General features: G+C 38.5%; 14 protein-coding genes. 5 read left to right on the top strand and 9 right to left on the bottom strand.

Annotation, left to right across the window (positions count from 1 at the left end; all coding sequences use genetic code 11):
• Positions 1–97 precede the first annotated feature (97 nt).
• Positions 98–2,761 carry a TonB-dependent receptor gene (locus tag QUE03_RS11545; protein ID WP_286261574.1) on the bottom strand — a complete coding sequence of 888 codons (2,664 nt, stop codon included), beginning with the start codon at positions 2,759–2,761 and terminating at the stop codon, positions 98–100.
• A 238-nt stretch (positions 2,762–2,999) separates the two neighbouring features.
• On the opposite strand from QUE03_RS11545, the gene hutC reads away from it, so the two are divergent.
• A complete protein-coding gene (gene hutC, locus QUE03_RS11550; RefSeq protein WP_286261576.1) occupies positions 3,000–3,716 on the top strand; it encodes a histidine utilization transcriptional repressor HutC in 717 nt (238 codons plus the stop codon).
• Positions 3,717–3,757: 41 nt separating this feature from the next.
• Here the strand turns inward: hutC and QUE03_RS11555 are convergent, their stop codons facing one another.
• Together QUE03_RS11555 and QUE03_RS11560 are read right to left on the bottom strand one after the other, a co-directional pair.
• Complete coding sequence (locus tag QUE03_RS11555; RefSeq protein ID WP_286261578.1) at positions 3,758–4,921, bottom strand: serine hydrolase domain-containing protein; 1,164 nt, start codon at positions 4,919–4,921, stop codon at positions 3,758–3,760.
• Between the two features lie 282 nt (positions 4,922–5,203).
• Positions 5,204–6,235, bottom strand: coding sequence for a DUF4382 domain-containing protein (locus QUE03_RS11560; RefSeq protein ID WP_286261580.1), 1,032 nt, complete (start codon positions 6,233–6,235; stop codon positions 5,204–5,206).
• Between the two features lie 756 nt (positions 6,236–6,991).
• On the opposite strand from QUE03_RS11560, the gene QUE03_RS11565 reads away from it, so the two are divergent.
• Genes QUE03_RS11565 through QUE03_RS11575 form a run of 3 tightly spaced genes read left to right on the top strand, consistent with a single transcriptional unit; the run spans position 6,992 to position 10,798 of the window.
• On the top strand, positions 6,992–8,797 hold the full coding sequence (locus tag QUE03_RS11565; RefSeq protein ID WP_286261581.1) for an acyl-CoA dehydrogenase: 1,806 nt from the start codon (positions 6,992–6,994) through the stop codon (positions 8,795–8,797).
• A 32-nt stretch (positions 8,798–8,829) separates the two neighbouring features.
• Complete coding sequence (locus QUE03_RS11570) at positions 8,830–10,629, top strand: acyl-CoA dehydrogenase C-terminal domain-containing protein (protein WP_286261583.1); 1,800 nt, start codon at positions 8,830–8,832, stop codon at positions 10,627–10,629.
• 40 nt (positions 10,630–10,669) lie between these two features.
• Complete coding sequence (locus QUE03_RS11575; protein WP_286261584.1) at positions 10,670–10,798, top strand: hypothetical protein; 129 nt, start codon at positions 10,670–10,672, stop codon at positions 10,796–10,798.
• Positions 10,799–10,830: 32 nt separating this feature from the next.
• Here QUE03_RS11575 and QUE03_RS11580 read toward each other — a convergent pair whose 3' ends face one another.
• The 6 genes from QUE03_RS11580 to QUE03_RS11605 form a co-directional block, all read right to left on the bottom strand.
• On the bottom strand, positions 10,831–11,658 hold the full coding sequence (locus QUE03_RS11580; protein WP_286261586.1) for an SDR family NAD(P)-dependent oxidoreductase: 828 nt from the start codon (positions 11,656–11,658) through the stop codon (positions 10,831–10,833).
• Positions 11,645–12,604, bottom strand: coding sequence for an alpha/beta fold hydrolase (locus QUE03_RS11585; RefSeq protein ID WP_286261588.1), 960 nt, complete (start codon positions 12,602–12,604; stop codon positions 11,645–11,647). Before QUE03_RS11585 ends, QUE03_RS11580 begins: the two co-directional genes overlap by 14 nt.
• A gap of 16 nt (positions 12,605–12,620) precedes the next feature.
• On the bottom strand, positions 12,621–14,102 hold the full coding sequence (locus QUE03_RS11590) for a flavin-containing monooxygenase (RefSeq protein ID WP_286261591.1): 1,482 nt from the start codon (positions 14,100–14,102) through the stop codon (positions 12,621–12,623).
• A 117-nt stretch (positions 14,103–14,219) separates the two neighbouring features.
• Positions 14,220–14,918 carry a Crp/Fnr family transcriptional regulator gene (locus tag QUE03_RS11595; protein ID WP_286261593.1) on the bottom strand — a complete coding sequence of 233 codons (699 nt, stop codon included), beginning with the start codon at positions 14,916–14,918 and terminating at the stop codon, positions 14,220–14,222.
• Between the two features lie 71 nt (positions 14,919–14,989).
• Positions 14,990–17,530, bottom strand: a complete 2,541-nt coding sequence (locus QUE03_RS11600) for a TonB-dependent receptor (RefSeq protein ID WP_286261594.1) — start codon at positions 17,528–17,530, stop codon at positions 14,990–14,992.
• A 129-nt stretch (positions 17,531–17,659) separates the two neighbouring features.
• Positions 17,660–19,081, bottom strand: a complete 1,422-nt coding sequence (locus QUE03_RS11605) for an MFS transporter (protein ID WP_286267823.1) — start codon at positions 19,079–19,081, stop codon at positions 17,660–17,662.
• A 217-nt stretch (positions 19,082–19,298) separates the two neighbouring features.
• Between QUE03_RS11605 and QUE03_RS11610 the strand changes: the two genes are divergently transcribed.
• Positions 19,299–20,837, top strand: coding sequence for a carboxylesterase/lipase family protein (locus tag QUE03_RS11610; RefSeq protein WP_286261597.1), 1,539 nt, complete (start codon positions 19,299–19,301; stop codon positions 20,835–20,837).

Consider the following 20,837-nt stretch of genomic DNA (forward strand, 5'->3'; position numbering starts at 1 on the left):
TCTAGTTCTAAAATATTATGAATAGACTAACGTAGGATAAAGCAGAAGTAAAAAAGGCTTACTCAGGGAGAAGTAAGCCTTATATAAAGAGACATATTTAGAACTTGTAGTTTAATCTTGCAAAACCACGTCTACCTAATAGGTCATAGGTCATAACGTCAGTGTTCGCATCATTCCACGAAGTTAAATAAGGAGCATCTTCATCAAATAGATTATCTACACCTACCGTTAATTGCAGACTGTCATTAAATCTATATGATGCGGCAACATCTGAATAAGTAATAGCATCGACAGATTTACCCAATGGATCAAAATCACCACCATTTACATCATCTGCACTCCCGATATATCGTAGAGAGTATGATACATGCCAATCATCACTCGCTAAAGCAAACGTAAAATTACCACGCCACTCAGTGTAACTTCCCTGATCTTCAGTGATATAACCCACTTTATCTATCGTCGGTTGTCCTGCAAATGGTGTACTTTCATGATCTAAAAGTCGAGTAATATCAACAATAGTCTTCGCATCAAAACCGTACAAATCAAACTTATATTCAACGTTTACATCAATACCACTGACCTTTTCTACAGCCGCATTAACAGGGCGTTGATTTAATTGGTCAACTTGCTTAGTCACAGGGTGACGCGTAAATGAGTCACAAAATTGAGAGTTTCCATTAGGATCTTCATAACAAAGGCGAAGCATATCTGAGCCATTAACTGAGGTGATTGAGTCGTCTATTTCAATATCAAAGTAATCAACCGTTGCTGATAAGCCATCAACTATGCTTGCTTCCCATACAACACCAACAGTGACAGTATCTGCCGTCTCAGCACCAAGCTCTGGATTGCCACCAACACTTGTCAATATAGTTGTACCGTCTTGAACAAAGTTAGCCGGGACACCATCTGACTGACAATTTGCAGCGATAGCGCCAGTAGCATTTTCACACGGGTCGATAGTTCTTAAGTTTTCACCATTTGTACCACCAAATAACTCGGTAATGACAGGCGCTCGAAATGCCGATGATTGTACACCACGAACCATAAATTGCTCATTTACACGCCATGTTAGACCAATTTTATGGGTAGTTTCTGCATCAGTGAAACTGTAATCAGAATAACGTATTGCAGCATCTGCTGTTAGAGATTCAAAAATAGGTGCAGAAATTTCAATATAAGCTTCTGATACGTCAAAACTACCACTAATGGGATCTTCATTGCCATTGGCTAAAACAGTAGAGTCTGGGTTTCTCCAACCATCTTCCCAACGCTGCTCAATACCCGTTGCAAAGGCAAGCGTGCCAGCAGGTAATTCGAATAACTCACCAGATAAGTTGGCTGTCCAACTTCTCATCTCATTACCACCTGTACCTTCGCGGCGGTATTTTACATAATCAATTACATCTTGAGATAATTCATTAGTACCAAACCAGTCGCCACAGGGAATACCATTAGTGTTGTCATAAGTACAAGTGCTGTCATCTAATGTTTGCTGTGCTTTATCCGGGTCGATGTCAAACGTCCAGCCATCAGTACCTGTGTTACGTCCGTAGTTATAGGCAACTTCCCAGTTCCAACCATTATCTAACTCACCATTCAAACCAAGTACGATTCGTACTGTGTCAGTTTCTTGGAAAAAGTAAGGCGCACCTAGCTCAGTATTACGTCGACGTTGAAATTCTAAGTCTTGTCCTGTCGGGTTGTACATAAAGTCAGCATCAACTTGAATGCCCCCAAAACCGTTACGAGGGGTAACAATTTGTTCACCTTTACGCTTGGTGTACATCGCCTCTGTAAACAAGTTAATTGAATCGCTAACTTCATAATTAACAAAGCTTGAAATATTAATACGTTCCATAGGGCTAACGGCATTTAAGTATGGAATCCACTCAAAACCGTGCTGTGCATTACTGTATGGACCGTATGCATTTCCGTAAGTATTTGTATCTGGGTTTTGGTTGAATTGTACTTGGCTACCATCAGCTAAAAGTGCTCGACCACCTTCAGTCGTTCCACTACCAAAACACTGGAACTCACCGTCTTCTGTACCAAACTTCGCACAATCAATTCTATCTGATTGTCTAACCGCTTCAGTATTGCTGTAATTTAGACTTAATACCGCATTACCACGGTCAAAGTTACCACCAAGAGTAAGACTTAAGTCTTGACTCTCACCATCATTTTCATCTGTAATGCCAGCTTTAATATCAAACTCAGCACCTTCGAACTCCTTTTTCGTGATGATGTTAACCACACCAGCAACAGCGTCTGCACCATATACCGCAGAAGCACCATCTTTAAGCACCTCGACTCGTTCAATCATTGATGTAGGGATCATATTCAAATCAACACTACTGTTAGCCCCTGTGCCACCAGCGACAACACGTCTACCATTAAACAGCACTAAGGTTCTTTTAATACCTAGTCCACGTAAGTTGACTTGAGCTGTTCCGTAGCCACCACTTGTCCAATAAGCATTGCTTGCATTACCCGCAACACCTGCAGAAAATGACATTTCCTGTAATAAGTTTTCCACACTAGAAATACCAGACATGCTGATATCAGTTGACGTAATAACCGATACTGGACTAGCAGACTCCATATCTGCCCGTTTAATTCTTGAACCAGTAACTTCAATTTTTTCAATATCTTGCTCATTTGTGATTTCAGCTAGTGACAAAAATGGCATGGCGACAAACCCACTTAACAATAGTGATTTGGCAATGGGTGTTAAGCGCTTTCTAAGTTGCTTCATTAATCTTCTCTCCGACAGTGATTGCTATGTTTTATTTTTTTAAGCCCATTTTTTATACATGACTATACCGGTATATACAACAGGTTTTTTAGAAATAAAAAATGTTGTTTCAATGATGTTAAATATGATTAAAATAGAGAAAGTGGCAAAAGCGATTTACGTTTATTAATGTGGTATATACTAAAAGTGAGCCCAATGTTAATATCTTGTACGTACTAAGAACTAACAATAAAATTTTATGAATCAACCCAAATACAAAGTCATTGCGAACACCTTAAGCGACAAAATACGCTCTACTGAATGGGAAGAAGGGTTTAAAATTCCGTCTGAAATTGAGCTTGCGACACAATTTTCGGCGAGCCGTATGACAGCAAGAAAAGCGGTTGATGAGTTGGTTTTGGAAGGCCTATTAAAAAGAGTTCCGAGTGTTGGAACATTTGTTTCATTCATTCAAGCACAAAGCTCTATTCTTGAAATTAAAAATATTTCAGATGAAATAAAAGCCCGAGGTCATAAGCACAGAATGATGGTATTGAGTAAACTCTCCTTTGAGCCTACAGGTGAGTCTGCATTTCCATTTAATTCACACGTTACTAAAGTATTTAAAGTAATTGTTATTCATTATGAAAATAACACACCTATTCAACTTGAAGAACGATATGTGAATGCAGATAGAGTGCCATTATTTTTAGAACAGGATTTTAGTAAAATTACCGTTAATGAATATTTGTCATCAATATCACCACTAACGGAAGCTGAAATTAGTGTTGAGGCCATGATGCCAACACAAATATTAAAACATAACTTAAAGTTAAATGATTCTGTCCCCTGCTTAAAAGTGACACGCACAACAATATCAAGCGGATATCCTATTAGTTATGCAGTTTTATATCATCCAGCGGACAAATTTAAGTTAACAACAACGATTAATACAAATAATCATCTACGTGCTTAATCGCTGTTTTATTGAAGAATTTAGATTTTTTATGTTATTTTTTAAAAGTGCTCGGCAAGTACACTGTTAACCACCGTATCCATGGCGTTTGCGCATACTGGTTCAGTCGAACAATTAATAAACGCCGTGATGGTTAAATCTTTTTCTTTGACGTAAATGTTGTTGGTTCGATAACCGTAATTAAGTCCATCATGTGCATAACCGGTAGTACCTTGGAAATTTTTCAGTGAAATACCTAAGCCATAATCAGTATCTGGCGAAAGTTGCACTGCACTGCCGTCTCCCCACATCAATTCTCGAATATCATCACTAATGAAACTGTCATCCATCACTAGGCTTTTCAGAAAAAGTCCCATATCTTCAACTGTAGAAACCACTGGATCATTTGCTGTTGCAATATTTTCATGGTGATTTTTAGTCAGGTATAGCTCGCCCCCTTGAATATGGTAGCCTTGGATAAAATCACCCAGAGATTTTTCAATACCACGATAATACGTTGAGTTAAGTGCAAGTGGCATCAAAATACGCTCGCGCAATGCCACAGAGTGATGCTCACCTAGCACTTTATCTAGCACCAAACTCGCTAATAAATAGCCCGTATTGGAATAGCTATAGCCCTCTCCTGGGTAAAAAGAGGCTGGCTTATCGTATACAATTGGAAGAAAGTCCATGGCAGATTTAAACCGCTCAGGCTCAGTTAACAATAACTCTTCGTAGGCTTCATCTGTGACAAAATTGAAAACGCCTGCACTGTGATTGAGCAGTTGGCGCAAGGTCATTTCACGACTAAAGGCGATACGGTCTAAAATTTCATCGTCAAGCCATAAGTCTAATGTATCATCAAGGCCTAGTAGCCCTTCATCAACTAATATTGCGGTTAGTAATCCAATCATCGGCTTGCCAGCACTTGCTGTTGGTTGTTGATGATAGGTTTGCATAGGCTCTTGTGTTTCGGTGTCAGCGACACCTGCACTTCCTAAAAATAAAAACTCTGGTGTCTCTACCCGTAAAATAACCCCTGGCACATTTTCGCCTATAACACTGTCTATCACTAACTGATAATCAATCGGCGCTTCAACGACTGTACTGGTTTGCTCTGTGATTTTGACCTCATCATTACTTGATGAGCTGCTTCCGCAGCCAGCTAAGCCTAAACTGGCAAATGATATGGCTGTTATTAATGGCACCTGAGAGAAAAATTTCATGTTATTTAATCCTTTAATCTAATTAATTACATAAAAACTGTACTCAAAATCGGCGCAGAAAAGCGTACCAATGCTTCTCGATTTGTATCACTTTGTATCTTTATCTGATGTTCAGATAAGCTAAGTTTCAGTAATACATAACAAGTGAAAGTGCAATGGCGTTTTTTAAGATGAGGAATTAAGAGAGAGGAAATTAGGCTAGATTGTACTTATCGCATGCCATGTGGAAATGTTATAACAACTGCAAGCATAGCTGCCTTTCCGGCAGCTATGCAGTTAAAGCTACTCTTCAGTAAAATTAATAACTGATCCTATGTTGGCTTCGATTGTAACGTTGTGCAATTGATTGCTCGGGTTAGCTATCGCAATACTGTCATACTCTTCCGGATCATCTCCGACAGCTCCACACGAAAATGCAACCGTATAATCGCCTGCGGGGAGTTGTGACAGATGGTAGTTGTATGTACCAGAGTCTATATCTAAAGAAACTGAGTCTGATGTATATGGTTGAATTACGTTCTCTGGAATTTCATTTTGCGCAATATCAAGATCATATTCATCTCCCATAACGGCTTCCGAAGTGACTTCCCCTTCATAAAGGTAAATAATTTTGCCATGATCGACACCTTCTTCGTATACCGTGTCGCACCCCTCACCCGCTGTTAATAAATTAACGTCAACAGTTCCAGACAAAGAGCCTACGGTTGTACCATCAACAATTCTAACGCCATGAGGCTTGAGGTTGTATGAGGCACCGCCAGCAGTTACGGTCATCGAGGAGCGTAAATTAAACTCAATAGTAAATGCTTGTTCCGATGCTGTAGAAACACTAACAGCGCCCAATTTTAGTTTATTACTTGGTGTTTTTAATGTTTTGATGCCGTCATTGTCAACAACCCAACAAAATTCAGTACTACCATTTTGATTTTGAGGACAACCGGAGGTATTAAGTATCAAGTTTGTATACTTACCTGCGTTCACTTCTGCTTTATCAATAATGAGCTTTTGCTCACCATCTTGATAATCCATCAAATTAATTGTCATGGTCGTAGGATTGCCATTGTCATCTAAAATAGGGATATTTAGCCCTGATTCATCATCTTCATCATCATCATTAACTGACTTCAATGTAATAGAGCTGAACGTAACATTTACTGAAGTTACAGCATCTACTGGAGCATCTGATACAGAAAATGAAACAAGCGGAGTTGGTTGGGGATCGACTACAGGAGGAGAGTTGTCTTCACTGCTTGAGCTTCCTCCGCCACATGAAATTAATAAACCACTAAGAAAACAGATCTGAAAAGTCCGCATTACATAAATCTCGAAAAGTTTTTGATGCATTAATTATAGCAATTCGCTAAAAGTGAATGTAAGAATTCTAGTGGTTTTCCCGTATTTTTCTACCATTTAGATTGTTAAATAAGCTAAGTCAATTTATCGACAAGAATAGTTTTAGCGCCAACGTTAAAACTCATATTTCAACCTAAACCCAGGCCTAGAATTAGGAATTAAATAAAAAATGGTTCATTACAAATCGTTCTGTAGACATTTAACCTGATATATTGAGTGATGATGGAGGCGTAATTATTGAGCCAATTTATGTAGTACAAACATTGTTAGAAACAAACTGTACTACATCACGTACTATCAAACACTTAAGAGTTACTAAACTGCATAGGAAGGTATCGGACATAAAAAAACCGGAACACCTTGTTAATATAGGTTATTCCGGTCTTTAATGGTTCTTAATGAACCTGTGTTTGGTGCGATAGAGAGACTCGAACTCTCACGACCTAAGTCACTACCCCCTCAAGAAAGGTTACCAAGAGATAACTTATTCTTTAAATAACAGCAAGTTAACCATGTGAGACGTACTATTTATTCTATAATACTGGCCACAGCACCAGTTAATGCCAGTCAGTGGTTCGCCATAGAGTTAGCAACCAAGTAACGGTCTATCTATGAAAAAACAAAGCTCACTTAAAAGGCGAAATGTCACCAATGTGACAACAATAATTCTCCATCCTTATAAAGTCATATAATAATTAGATTTATGGGGAGTAATAAATGAATGCACCTATTGTAAACCGTCGAGATATTGAGTTTTTCTTATATGAAATGTTTGAGATTGAAAAGCTTACAGTACGAGAAAAATATCAAGACCATGATCGCACGACATTTAACGGCGCAATAGATACCGCACAAGCGATAGCAGAGCAGTACTTTTTACCTATTCGACAAAAGGTCGATGCCAATGAACCAACTTTTGATGGTAAGAAAGTTCATTTAATTCCTGAAATAAAAGAAGGCTTAGATGCGGTAGTAAATGCAGGTTTAAGTGCACCTACTTCTGATTATGAAATGGGCGGTATGCAATTACCTATGGTAGCAGCAAGTGGCGCGTTTGCTTATCTTTCAGCTGTTGCCAGTACCAGTTTAGGTTACCTGTCACTAACACATGCTAACTGTAATTTAATTGAAGCACACGGCACGCAAGAACAAATTGAAAAATGGGTTCAGCCGATGCGTGAAGGCCGCTTTGCTGGAACCATGGCAATGACAGAGCCTGGTGCTGGCTCTGGCTTAGCGGATTTAACTACGACAGCAACTAAAGACGAAAATGGTAATTATCGCTTAATAGGTAATAAAATTTTTATCTCCGGTGGCGATCACGACTTAAATGAAAACATTGTTCACTTAGTGCTTGCTCGTGTTAAAGGCGCACCTAAAGGTGTTAAAGGTATTTCATTATTTGTTGTGCCTAAATTTTTAATGAACGATGATGGCAGTATTGGCGAAAAGAATGAAGTCGCATTGGCTGGCCTTTTCCACAAAATGGGTGGACGTGGCCACACTTCAACAGCATTAAGTTTTGGTGAAAAAGACGGTGCTGTTGCCTATTTAATTGGTGAAGAAAACAAGGGTCTAATGTACATGTTCCATATGATGAATGAAGCACGTATTTTAGTCGGTACAGGCGCAGCACTAACCGCGCTTACTGGTTTTCAATATTCATTGCACTATGCAAAAGAACGCCCTCAAGGTCGTTTATTATCATGTAAAGATCCTAAATCTCCTCCGGTTAATATCATCGAACACCCTGATGTAAAACGTATGTTGCTTACACAAAAGGCCTATTCAGAAGGTGCGTATGCCTTATGTTTATATGGTCACCAATTAGCCGATGACGAAAAAACCGCATTAACAGAAGAAGAAAGAAAACACGCCACGTTAGTATTAGATTTCTTAACACCCATTATAAAAAGCTGGCCTTCTGAGTTTGGTCCTAAATCAAATGATCTCGCGATTCAGGTATTAGGTGGTCATGGTTATACCAACGAACACCCAGTGGAAATGTTCTACCGCGATAACCGCTTAAATCCTATCCATGAAGGAACAACTGGCATTCAATCGCTTGATCTATTATGCCGTAAAGTGCCAATGAATAAATTTAAGGGCTATGAAGCTTTCCTTAGTGTACTTGGCGACACTATAGCTGAGTGCAAAAATAATGATGAATTATCTCCTTTTGCTCACTCATTGGAAAAAGCGGTTAGCAATTTAAGGGAAGTAACCACTACAGTATTAACTGAAGCCCAATCAAAAAATCCTGACTTAGTATTCTCTAACTCTGTAAGTTACTTAAACATGTTTGGCCATATCACTATCGCTTGGTTGTGGCTACAACAAGGGGCTATAGCCTCAAATGCTTTAACACTTGAGCCACACATTGACGAGCAAAAGTTTTACAAAGGTAAAATTCAAGCAATGAAGTATTTCTTCAACAGCGAATTACCTTTGACTTATCACTGGGGTGACCTGGTTAAGACTATCGACAGCACTTCATTTGATACACAAGCTGATTGGTTCTAACTACTTAAATTACGACGTTAAAAGAGAATAATATGTTTGAATATAAAGCGCCTTTGCGTGATTTTAAATTTGCCACTCAAGAGCTATTTAACAGCGAGGATCATTACCAAAAGCTTGGCTTTGAAGATGCATCGCCAGAAATGATTGAAGCGATCTTATCAGAAGCGGCTAAATTTACTGAGCAAGTTATCGCCCCTATTAATCAAATTGGCGATCAACAAGGTTGTCACTGGGACAATGGTAAGGTAACGACACCAGACGGTTTTAAAGATGCTTACCGACATTATATTGATGGTGGCTGGCCAACACTTTCACAATCGATAGAGTTTGGTGGTCAAGGGCTACCGCATTCATTAAATACTATGGTCAGTGAAATGCTTTCTTCTGCTAATCATAGCTTTGCCATGTATCCCGGCTTGAGTCACGGCTGTATGTCAACATTAGAGCATCACGGAACTGAACAACAAAAAAACATGTTTATGCCACACCTTGTCGATGGCACATGGACAGGCACGATGTGCTTAACCGAATCTCATTGCGGAACTGATTTAGGGTTACTCAGTACCAAGGCCGAGTTAAACGAAGATGGCACCTACTCGCTTAATGGCAGTAAAATCTTTATCTCTGCCGGCGAACATGACCTATCAGAGAATATCGTTCATTTAGTGATCGCAAGAGCGATAGATTCACCAAAAGGTACTAAAGGCATATCGTTATTTATCGTGCCTAAATTTAATGTTAATGACGATGGCACAGTTAGCGATGAAAATGGCGTTAGCTGTGGTTCTATTGAACATAAAATGGGCATTAATGGCAATGCGACTTGTGTCATTAATTTTGACAATGCCAAGGGCTATTTAATTGGTGAAAAGAACCGTGGATTAAACTGCATGTTTACCTTTATGAATGGTGCTCGATTAGGGGTAGCAAATGAAGGTGTTGCAGCATCTGAAGCTGCTTTTCAAGGCTCTCTGGCTTATGCTAAAGATCGACTACAAATGCGCTCTATGTCTGGGGTTAAAAATCCTAACGGCCCTGCCGACCCTATTATTGTTCATCCCGATGTTAGGCGCATGTTGTTAACGCAAAAATCTATCGCCGAAGGTGGCAGAGCATTGGTTGCCTATTTAGGTCAATTAGTCGATACCACTCACGCAGGAAAAACGCAGCAAGACATTATTGAAGCCAATAATCGTTTAGCGCTACTCACCCCTATTGCCAAAGCATTTTTAACTGAAACCGCTGTCGATAATACCAGTTACGGCATTCAAGTGTTTGGTGGCCATGGTTTTATTAAAGAATGGGGTATGGAGCAATTGCTTAGAGATACTAAGATTTGCTGTTTATACGAAGGCACTACAGGTATTCAAGCACTAGATTTAATTGGTCGTAAAGTGCTTGCCAATAAAGGCGAACTACTCAATAGTTTTACGGCTGAAATCATCGCTTTTTGTCAAAAAAATCAAAATGGCAACCTTGGTGAATATTGCGCGACATTGCAAGAATATGTCGAGTTATGGCAAGACGTCACCAAAGATATTGCCATGAAGTCAGCCATTAATGCTGATGAAATTGGCGCAGCATCTGTTGATTATTTAATGCTTTCTGGCTATATCGTCTTAGCGTTCATGTGGATCCAGTCAGCTAAAACAGCACAACAAGCGTTAAATGAGCAAGCAACAGAAAATGATTTCTATCAAGCGAAACAAAATACTGCTGAATTTTATTTTGATCGTATTTTGCCTAAAGCGCATGGACACTTAGCCTGTTTACGCAACGGTGCTAAAAGCCTAATGGCAATGTCAGAAGAGCAATTTAGTTTGTCTATTTAAGACTAAGAAGATTTAAGCCATGTAAATTCAAAAAGCGATTGTGGACAAACTATCATCACAGCATGACGAGCTTGCTGTGATGATAAGTGAAGAACAAGGTATACCGCTTAGCTTTATTCATAGCGTGGTGGCTTATCACTATGGAAAGAAATTGCCAAGCACAGCTTAACAAATGCCCCGTGACGTTGACGTTATTCAATATTAATCAGCTTTTCGTTTCGCTATAACACCTTTTTCAAAACCTAATATTTTTTCATAAGTTTCTGGGAACCATCGAACAATTCGATCAAGTAACTTAGCATCACTACCGACCAAAATGCGGCGCTTTTTCTTTTCTATACCTTGTAAAATAATACTCGCGGCTTGCTCTGCGGTTGTTTTAGCTTGCTTATTAAAGTCATCTAATATCTTGCTACGCTCAACATGTGGTGATGATATTTTTGCGCTATTGGTAATATTGGTTTTAATGCCTCCAGGATGAACACAATGTACAGAGACATTAGTACCTGCCATTTCCATTTTTAGTGCTTCGGTAAAACCACGTACGGCAAATTTTGACGAGTTATAGGCACTTTGTAACGGTAACGATAATAAACCAAATAAGCTTGAAACATTTACGATATGCGCTGCGTCTGATTTTTTAAGGTGTGGTAAAAACGCATTGGTGCCGTGTACTACACCCCAGAAGTTAATATTCATTAACCAATGAAAATCCTCTAAAGATTGATTTTCTACAGAGTCAATTAAGCTAACGCCTGCGTTATTAAATAAGAAATCAACTTGCCCAAACTTATCAATTACTTCATCTGCAAAGGCGATAAACGCATTGTTATCAGAAACATCGACATCTTTAATAAAACATTGCACACCTAACGATTCTATTTGTTCTTTTACTTTTTCTAAGCCGCCTATATTTCTATCAATAAGCGCTAAGTTACAGCCTTTTTGTGCAAGCTGCATTGCCAACTCGTAACCAATCCCTGAAGCTGCGCCACTAACTACGGCTATTTTGTTTTTATATTGAGTCATTTGTAGGTTCTAATGCGTTATTTGAATTAGCCGAATTGGCAGGGTTACTTAAATGAGGTTGAATAAATTGAACGATATCTTGCACAATTTCTGACAGTATCGGGCTTGGAAAATTGTGCCCCATATTCGGATAAATTTTTAATTTACTATTAGGTATTGCTTTTGCTGTCGCTTTACCACATTCAACTTTAACTAACGTATCAGCGTCACCATGTAATACTAGGCTTGGGATAGTTAATTTACTTAATAGAGGCGTTCTATTTTTAGCGCAAAGAATCGCCAATATTTGTCGAGCAGTGCCTTTTGCGGTTATGCCTCTTTTAACCATGCTTTCAACATACTCATTAAGATCATCGATGTTTTCTTGATATGTTTCTCCACCTAGCAATTGCCACTTATTAATGTGATATTGCACCCTGTCTTCATACGAGTTTGATTTAGGTTTTTTGGCAAGTTCTTCGCCAACTGACTTTTCCATTTTAGGTAAGGATTTATCACCCGTTGTCGACATGATTGATGTTAATGTCGCGACTAATTCAGGATGATGAATCGCTAACAGTTGCGCAATCATTCCCCCCATAGACGCACCTACCACGTGAACTTTATCTATTTCTAAGTGGTTTAGTAACGCGACGATGTCATTTTTCATATCGTCTAAGTGATATGGTGGATTAGCCGAAAACCCTAATTTTTTCTTCAATAAAAACCAAACAAAATTAGGGATTTTTAAATGATCTTGTAATTGCGACTGTCCGATATCCCGATTATCAACCAACAACACTCTAAAGCCTTGCTCTACAAAGCGAGTGACCATATTGCTTGGCCAACCCGTTAAAGGTGTGCTTAAACCATGTATTAACAAGAGCACAGGATCTTGCTCATTGCCATGGAGCTGATAAGCTAATTTAATACCATTAACTTGTGCTGTTGTGTCGATAAAACTCATTAGCTTCCCTTATGCTCTACTTGTAGATAAATAAGTCGTCGTCTAAGTTGACCTTAGGCAGTAACTCTTTTTCAGACCAATAGTCTTGAGTATGTTGCCATTCAGCTTTGTTACCGCGTTTGGGTAATAAATGCATCGAACGCATCATATAGCCCGGATTAAACTCATCTGTATCTATCCAAGGTAATAATTCCATGTCTTTGTCTTCATCACGTAACGTCATGGTGACTTGTTTCACTTGTTTGTCATCCATATGCTTTAATAAACGACAAATAAAATCGCCAATTAAATCGACTCGTAATGTCCAACTCGCTCTGAAATAGCCCATCACCCACGCCATATTTGGCACCCCTGTAAACATTAAACCGCGATAGCCCACCGTTTGTGAAAAGTCGACAATTTCGTTATCTACTGAAAATTCGATACCCCCTAAAACTGATAAATTAAAACCCGTAGCGGAAATAATAATATCGGCATCTAATTGTTCGCCTGACTTTAAGCGAATGCCTGTTTCGTTAAAGCACTCTATTTCGTCAGTTACTATGCTGGCTTTACCTGAACGAATACCAGCAAATATATCGCCATCTGGCACTACCGCAATACGTTGGCGCCATGGGTTATAGTTAGGCGTAAAGTGTTTATCGACATCAAAATCATCATCAAGATGTTCTTTAACGCCATCTATTAATGCTTTTTTCACTTCTGCTGGGTATTTCTGCGCCATTTCAATAAAGCCTGCTTGTTCTTGCAATATTTGTTGGCGGGTTATTTCATGAATCCAAGCGTCATCTATGTTCAATGCACGAAGCTGATCCGTTAATGGATTCTCATTCTTTTTCGGGAAGAAGTAAGTTGGTGAGCGCTGCAATACCGTGACATGTTCACTTTCAGCGGCAATTTTAGGTGCTAATGTCGCTGCCGTTGCACCTGAGCCAATAATGACTACTTTTTTATCTCTATAATCTAAATCTTCTGGCCAGTTTTGTGGATGAACCAATTTACCTTGGTACTTTTCTGTCCCTTGCCATTTAGGAATATAACCTTGTTTATGATCGTAATATCCTTGGCACATCCATAAAAATTCAGCGGTAAAAGTTTTAGTTTCTTGTGTAAGTTTATTTAAAACGTGTACTGTCCAAAGCTGTGTTTCATTACACCAATTAGCATGATTAACATGGTGGCTATAACGAATATGCGATGACAGGTCATTCTCATCGATAACTTCATTCATGTAGTTAAGAATTTCTTCACCACTGGCGATTGGCGCACCTGTCCATGGTTTAAATCGATAACCAAAAGTAAATAAATCACTGTCAGAACGAATACCAGGATATTTATGCGTTAGCCAAGTACCACCAAAGCTATCCATACCATCTAAAATACATAAACTTTTATTAGGGTGTTGTTCTTTTAAATGTACCGCTGAGCCAATACCAGAAATACCCGCGCCAATTATTAAGACGTCAAAGTGCTCGGTGCTTCCATTAGATGTATTCATAATTTACTACTCTAGTTTACACAAAGTGACTCTTCACTTAGTGGTTATGTATTTATCTAAAATTTAGTGACAAACGGCTTTTCATTCTGTCACCTAGGTGACATGAATTAATAAATTTTATTCTGCTTCTTTTAAGTTGGTTTGTTGTTTTAAACGATTAAGATCTTTCACTAAGTATTTCTGACCAACAATCGACAAAATACCAAGTTGCTCAAACGCTTTAAGCGTCTTATTAACCCTTTGCCTTGAGCCCAATGTTAAGTCGGCTAGCTCTTGTTGACTCATTTTCTTATTAATCAAAATACCGTTATCAACTTCACTACCAAAATTTTGTGCAAACCATACTAGTCGTCCTGCTAATCTTGCGCTTAGCGGATAAAACAACATGCCGTTTAACAATTCACACATATTCAAGGTGCGTTCAGATTGTTCTTTAAATAAATTTCTATAGACAACCGGATATTGCGCTGCAATTGACTTAACTACAGTTTTGGGAATTTCTAATATGCTTGAGTTTTCAAGAACCTGCGCTTCAAACATCTTTACAGGTTTATCGGTTAATGAATATTCTCCAAACCAGGCATTACTTGAAAACTCAGTAATAGCAAACTCTTGCCCTTGAATGCTACTAATCTTAATTCGCACAAAACCAGAGATAACGGCATAAATAGATTCGGTATTTTCTTCTAAACGATATAAATATTTACTGCTTTCAAAATGCTTAACGCGAGCAGCTTTTTCTAGAATAGTTAATGCTTCGTCTGGTAAGCCTTGAAACCACTGACATGTTTGAATAATTTGTTTTAAGTGTTGCATCAATTAAAATAAAAAAAGAAGCCTTCGTTTTTTCTTATAATAAGAATCTAAAGGCTTCTTTCTTTTATCACTTAGAAAAAGTTATAACGTAATTGAACACCGTATGAAATAGGATCTGAAAGCTCAGCCGCTTGCATACGTGTTTCAGGTGCTGGCGTGTTGTATCTTAGTACGTTTCTATCATCTCCTGCATTTTTAACGAAAGCAGCAATAACAAATTGCTCTTCTGGAGATGTCCAAGCAATACGAGCATCTATGCTGTCATAGCTATCCACTTTGTCAAAGTCATCACGATTAAATGCGCGCGAATATTGCTCACCTACATATGAATAGCTTGCAGTAATAGCAATCATCCCCATATCTTCAAGCTCAAAATATTGAGTACCAGCAATACTGAATTTATTTTCTGGCGCCATATTTAACTGATTACCAGAAAGGTCTTGCACACCACATTCACCTAATATGGTACAAGCAATAGAGTCTGTTGCCATGTATTCATCATATTCAGAGTTGTTGTATGAGTAAGTTGCCGTCATTACTAAATCATCAGTAATTAACGCTTGTAGTTCAGCTTCTAAGCCCATAACGGTGGCTTCTGCCGCATTACCTAAAACAGAAGTAGTAATACCGTTTACAATTTCAGCAGAGCGTACTTGTAGGTCTTGGTAATCATAATAATAAGCTGCTAAAGATAAGTTAGCGCGGCTATCAAACATAGACTTTTTATAACCAACTTCAAACGCAGTTAACTCTTCTGGTTTAACCGTAGTTGGGTTTTCAACCGTGGCACCACCTAAGTTAAAGCCGCCTGAGCGGTAACCAGTAGCAACATAACCGTAAAGTAATGTATCTTTGTCCATTTGCCAGTCAGCTTGTAAGCGCCAAGTTACCTTGCTCCAATCATCTTTAACCTCATGTTTGGTCTTAGGCAATGCTAAATATACAAATACGTCGTCTGTACCTTCTTTTTCATCTTCTGAATAACGTATACCAGCGGTTAATTTTAATTCGTCGTTGTATTGGTATTGAACTTGACCATATACCGCTGTAGCCGTTGTTTCTAAATCATTTTGACCGTAATAAAGGTAACCACCGTCATCACCTGTCGTTTCAAATGGAATATACTCAACTGGAATACCCGCAACATAACTTGAGCCTAATGCATACAGTTGGTACAAACTTATTGGCCCTTGACCAAAATAAGTACCCGAAGTTAGCATGCCACCGTAGTTTGCAGAAACAGCATCCCCTTGCATTAAACCAAAGCCACGTTCAACGAAATCTGTGTATTGGCTTTCTTCACTGTTGTAATAGTAAAGACCAGCAATAAAGTTAAAGTCACCGTCATAATTTGAGATAAACTGAAGTTCATGTGACGTTGATTCAGCCGTTTGAACCGTGCTTGCTGTCATATCTGAAGCTAAAGTAATTGGTGCGCCAGTAGCTGGATTAGGGAAGTAATGTGGCGTACCTAAGAATACCGCAGTAAATTCTGCGTACATCATAGATAAGTCCATACCGCCATACGCTTTATTAGAAACGTCACCATCGGTTAATTTGTCATAATCTAAATCAAAACTACCGAATGTGTATTTAACATCAATATCACCAAAGGCCATGGTGTTAGTGAAAATAAAACGTTCTGTTTTTGAGCTTAAATGGCCTACTGTATCGATATTAGTTTGACTAACATCATTTACAGCTGGGTTTTCTAATGTGTAACCAGATAAATGATTTACTGCCGCTGCCCCAGGGTACATCCCAGGGTAGTTTGCCAAACCAAAACCTATGTATTCTGTTGGATAAGGATCTAATAAATAACCCGGTGATGGATTTTCATCACGATCTGTGTCGATATAACGAAGAGAACTTGTCCAAGTATCGCTCCACTCAGCTTTTAGTGTACCTGAAATGTAAGTACGTTCTTCATCATCTAAATCATCAACACCTTCTGCTAAGTTTTCTTGCAGTGCATCACGCTCTTTTTTAGAAACAGTCAAAATACCTGAGAAGGTATCGCCTAAAGGGCCAGTAATTTGACCTTGAGTAACCAATAAACCATCGTTACCAGCTTCAAGATTAATATAACCACCAAGATCTTTTTGCGGCTCTTTACTTACAAAGTTAATCGCACCGCCAACAGCGTTACGACCATAAAGTGTGCCTTGTGGACCACGCAGAACCTCAATTCGCTCTACGTCACAAAAATTACAATAACTAAAAACACCATTTTCAGTGTTATAAACACCATCAGTATAAATACCAACGCCTGGATCTGAACCCAATGCGTTATTAGGGCGACCGATACCACGAATCGATACTTTACTTTCTGAGATAACTAGTGAAGGTGAGTATTTAACTAAATCTTGTGAGCCCTTTAATGCTAACTCTTCAATAGAGCCTTCATTAAATGCACTAACCGCCTGCCCTGTTTCCATCAGTGTCGTTGAGCGTTTAGTTGATGTAACCTCGATAACTTCAATACCTGTAGTATTTGCATCGACGATAGAGCCTTCTTGTGCCATCGAAATTCCAGGTTGACTCATCAATAATAGAGCTGTGGCGACTGGCGACAATTTAAAGCCAGTATGAACCTTCTTTGTTAAACTCATTTTCGTTCCCCCAATGCCTTAAGACATCTTTTTACAAGTTAATTTATATTAGTAATTTTTATAATTAAGTTTTTATTAGTTATTTTATAGCTACTCTCTTTCAGCATGTGCTTAATTGTTTGTTTAGTTTTATGTCCCTTCTTGTGCTGAAAGCTGGGCACTAATTTCTTCATGTTTCTTTTTATTTAAGTCATATTTGCTTGCTAGGAATGCTGCCAATAAGTAAATAGCCATTGGCATTGGACCGGCTAACATGCCTAAGTTAAAAATTGTTTCTGAACTTACCATTGAAACATCTACTTGTTTCGGGAAGGCAATAACATCTAAACCTATACCGGCTAGCAAAGTACCTATACCAAATGTCGCTTTTTGTGCGAATGAATTGGCAGCAAAGAATAAGCCTTCTTGGCGTTTTTTAGTGTTGGTAGCGTGTAAATCCGCAATATCGGCTAGCATTGAGCCAATCACGATACCGGCAGCAATAAAGAAGCTATACCCAACAACATAAGTGGCGAATAAAATAGGCATAATCGATGAAGAGCCGTTTGCAGGTAATACATCGATTAAACGTAAGATAATGGGACTAAAACTAGTGAATGTAGCGATAAGTAAACAGCTCACTAAACTTGGCATTTTATCGATACGTTTGGATAATACTGGCGCGATGATTGTTGCTGGAATTAAGCCAACAACAATAGTTAAAGTTAATAACGATATTTCACCCGGCGATAATTCAAAGAAGTAACTACCAAGATAAAGCATAAACGTAGCACCCGCCCCGCCAGCAACCATAGTCAATACTTGAACAAGAAAGATTAGGCGGAATGGTTTAAGTTTAAGTGCACTACCAAAGGCTTTAAAACTGCGTTTCAGATCTACTTTTTTCTGATCTTTTTTCGCTTTAGGTAAAAATGGCACTGTATGTAAAGTACCAAGAATACAAATGATCATCGCCACAAACGCAATACCTGCTGCTAAGATACCTAAATTACCGTATCCAGCGGCATTTAACATACCATTTGGGTATTCTTCTGTTGCTTTAAAGAAAGAGTTTAAAGCGATTACAGAAAGTGCAATACCACCAACATAACCTAAGAATGTGCGATAGCTGACAATTTTTGTACGCTCTTGATAGTCTTTGCTTAACTCTGCTCCTAGTGCATTATGAGGTACATTAAACAAAGTAAGCATAACCCGAACGATTACAGACCAACCAACTAACCACAAAAATAACCCTTGTTGATCAAGTCCTGCTGGTGGAGTAAAAAGCATATATAAAGAAAGTGGGAAAGGAATAACGGCAGCTATCATAAATGGGTGTCTACGACCTAGTTTAGAGTGCCAGTTATCAGAAACATCTCCCATTAGAGGGTCGGTAATCGCATCAACTAATAAAGCAATTAAAGCTGCAAAACCAGCCATGATGGCTGGCATACCTAAGACCTGACTAAAGTAAAACACAACAAAAGACTGAAACGCGGTGTCTTTTACCCCTTGAGACATCTGGCCAGTACCATAAGCTATTTTCGTCAAAAACGTTAATTTAAGCATCAATTCTCACTCTTTAATCATCAGCATAGTGACGATTTTATTTGTTCTAGATCAAAGTTCGTAATTTGAACTTACAGTATGAAAAAGTTTCATGCAAGAATTTTTTAACCATATCTTCAAATAATCGAACTTTCAGTATCTTTTTGGTCTCAGTAGTTTTATCTTGTTCATGATGATAATTATGACATGTCTACAACCAGTACAGAGAACGACATAAGTGACTGAATATAAAAACCATAATGAATTTTACAACATCAATTACGCACTTGACGTTTCCGGCAAAAATCGCTGGAATCAATCGAGGCTTAATAGTCAATACAATGAGTATGATTCATCTATAGGCTTCACTGCACCGCAAGTTATACAGGCAAGCTTGCTACCAGACGTTTCGGAAATAAACGGCCACAAGATCATTGAAAATGAACAATGCTTAAACTTAAACATATTTACGCCACATAAAAATACTAATAAAAGCAAAACAAATAAACTTCCCGTTATGCTATGGATTCACGGAGGTGGTTTTCAAGTTGGGAGTAATGCTCTAACCGCTTATCACGGTGAAAAATTAGCATCATCAGCCAATGTAGTTGTCGTAATAATAAATTATCGCCTAGGCGCATTAGGCTTTTTACGCTTATGCGATATAACTCATGGCGAAATCCCTTCTACAGGTAATGAAGGCCTAAGCGATCAAATTACTGCACTTAAATGGGTACAAAAAAATATAGTACAATTTGGCGGTGATAATATGAATGTGACTTTGTTTGGAGAATCAGCTGGCGCCATGAGTATTGCTTGTTTATTAGCATCTCCAAAGGCTAAAGGGTTATTTCATAAAGCAATATTACAAAGTGGTGGTGGCCATACGTATTCATCGATAGAAAAAGCAAATAAGGTAGCAAAGGAATTTATAAAAAGTGCTGAAGCACTAGGTTATTCAATTCAAGATTTAAAAGCTATCAGCGCTGAAAAGCTAATGAAGATACAGGCACACTTTCTAAAACGACCAGAAGTCTATCAACAATTTGGTATGCTCCCCTTTTCACCAGTAATAGAAAGTTCACTTTTACCAATAGCACCGCATACGGCAATTAAACAAGGTTGTGCCAAAGATATCCCTTTATTGGCAGGTTCAAATACCGACGAATGGACACTATTTGCTTCAATGATTGGTCAGAGCATAGATTCGTCACAAGCATTAGATTATTCGTTAGCACCATTAATGTCACCAGAGATTAGCCAATGTGTAATTGAGCAAACTAAGCAAGTATTACAAAAGAGGAACAAGCCAATCTCTTATCAAAATATATTAAGTGAAATATTAGGTAATTATTGGTTTACTGAGCCTTGTCATCGACTTTTATCTAATCATTCACATGCTGGCGGGATAAGTTATCGCTACTTACTAGGAATAAACACTGTAATAGAAACATTAGGATGCACCCACGGTGCAGATATTGGTTATGTTTTTGGCACAACAGTAAAAGAACTTCACGGTTCAAGTGAAAGAGTAGCGGAGTTAACCAATATTCTTCAATCTGCTTGGTCTGCGTTTGCTTATTCTGGCTCGCCGAATACCGAAGTCCTAGCTTGGCCTAAATATCTATCACCAGAGCATATCAGCAATTCTTCCAATGGTGCTTCACCTTTTACCTATGTATTTTTAGATCATGAACAAGAGTTCATTACACAAGATAAATCTAGCTACAACCAATGTTGGTCACAAATTAGCGATCAGCAACTAGCGGCGTTTTAG

It is taken from the genome of Thalassotalea atypica (genome assembly GCF_030295975.1).
Classification (GTDB): Bacteria; Pseudomonadota; Gammaproteobacteria; order Enterobacterales; family Alteromonadaceae; genus Thalassotalea_F; species Thalassotalea_F atypica.

Bases quoted from the DNA above. Each gene is read 5' to 3' on its own strand.
- QUE03_RS11595 (WP_286261593.1), bottom strand. From the start codon at position 14,918: ATGCAACACTTAAAACAAATTATTCAAACATGTCAGTGGTTTCAAGGC.
- QUE03_RS11570 (WP_286261583.1), top strand. From the start codon at position 8,830: ATGTTTGAATATAAAGCGCCTTTGCGTGATTTTAAATTTGCCACTCAA.
- QUE03_RS11560 (WP_286261580.1), bottom strand. From the start codon at position 6,235: ATGCGGACTTTTCAGATCTGTTTTCTTAGTGGTTTATTAATTTCATGT.
- QUE03_RS11565 (WP_286261581.1), top strand. From the start codon at position 6,992: ATGAATGCACCTATTGTAAACCGTCGAGATATTGAGTTTTTCTTATAT.
- hutC (WP_286261576.1), top strand. From the start codon at position 3,000: ATGAATCAACCCAAATACAAAGTCATTGCGAACACCTTAAGCGACAAA.
- QUE03_RS11580 (WP_286261586.1), bottom strand. From the start codon at position 11,658: ATGACTCAATATAAAAACAAAATAGCCGTAGTTAGTGGCGCAGCTTCA.
- QUE03_RS11600 (WP_286261594.1), bottom strand. From the start codon at position 17,530: ATGAGTTTAACAAAGAAGGTTCATACTGGCTTTAAATTGTCGCCAGTC.
- QUE03_RS11555 (WP_286261578.1), bottom strand. From the start codon at position 4,921: ATGAAATTTTTCTCTCAGGTGCCATTAATAACAGCCATATCATTTGCC.
- QUE03_RS11590 (WP_286261591.1), bottom strand. From the start codon at position 14,102: ATGAATACATCTAATGGAAGCACCGAGCACTTTGACGTCTTAATAATT.
- QUE03_RS11545 (WP_286261574.1), bottom strand. From the start codon at position 2,761: ATGAAGCAACTTAGAAAGCGCTTAACACCCATTGCCAAATCACTATTG.
- QUE03_RS11585 (WP_286261588.1), bottom strand. From the start codon at position 12,604: ATGAGTTTTATCGACACAACAGCACAAGTTAATGGTATTAAATTAGCT.
- QUE03_RS11605 (WP_286267823.1), bottom strand. From the start codon at position 19,081: ATGCTTAAATTAACGTTTTTGACGAAAATAGCTTATGGTACTGGCCAG.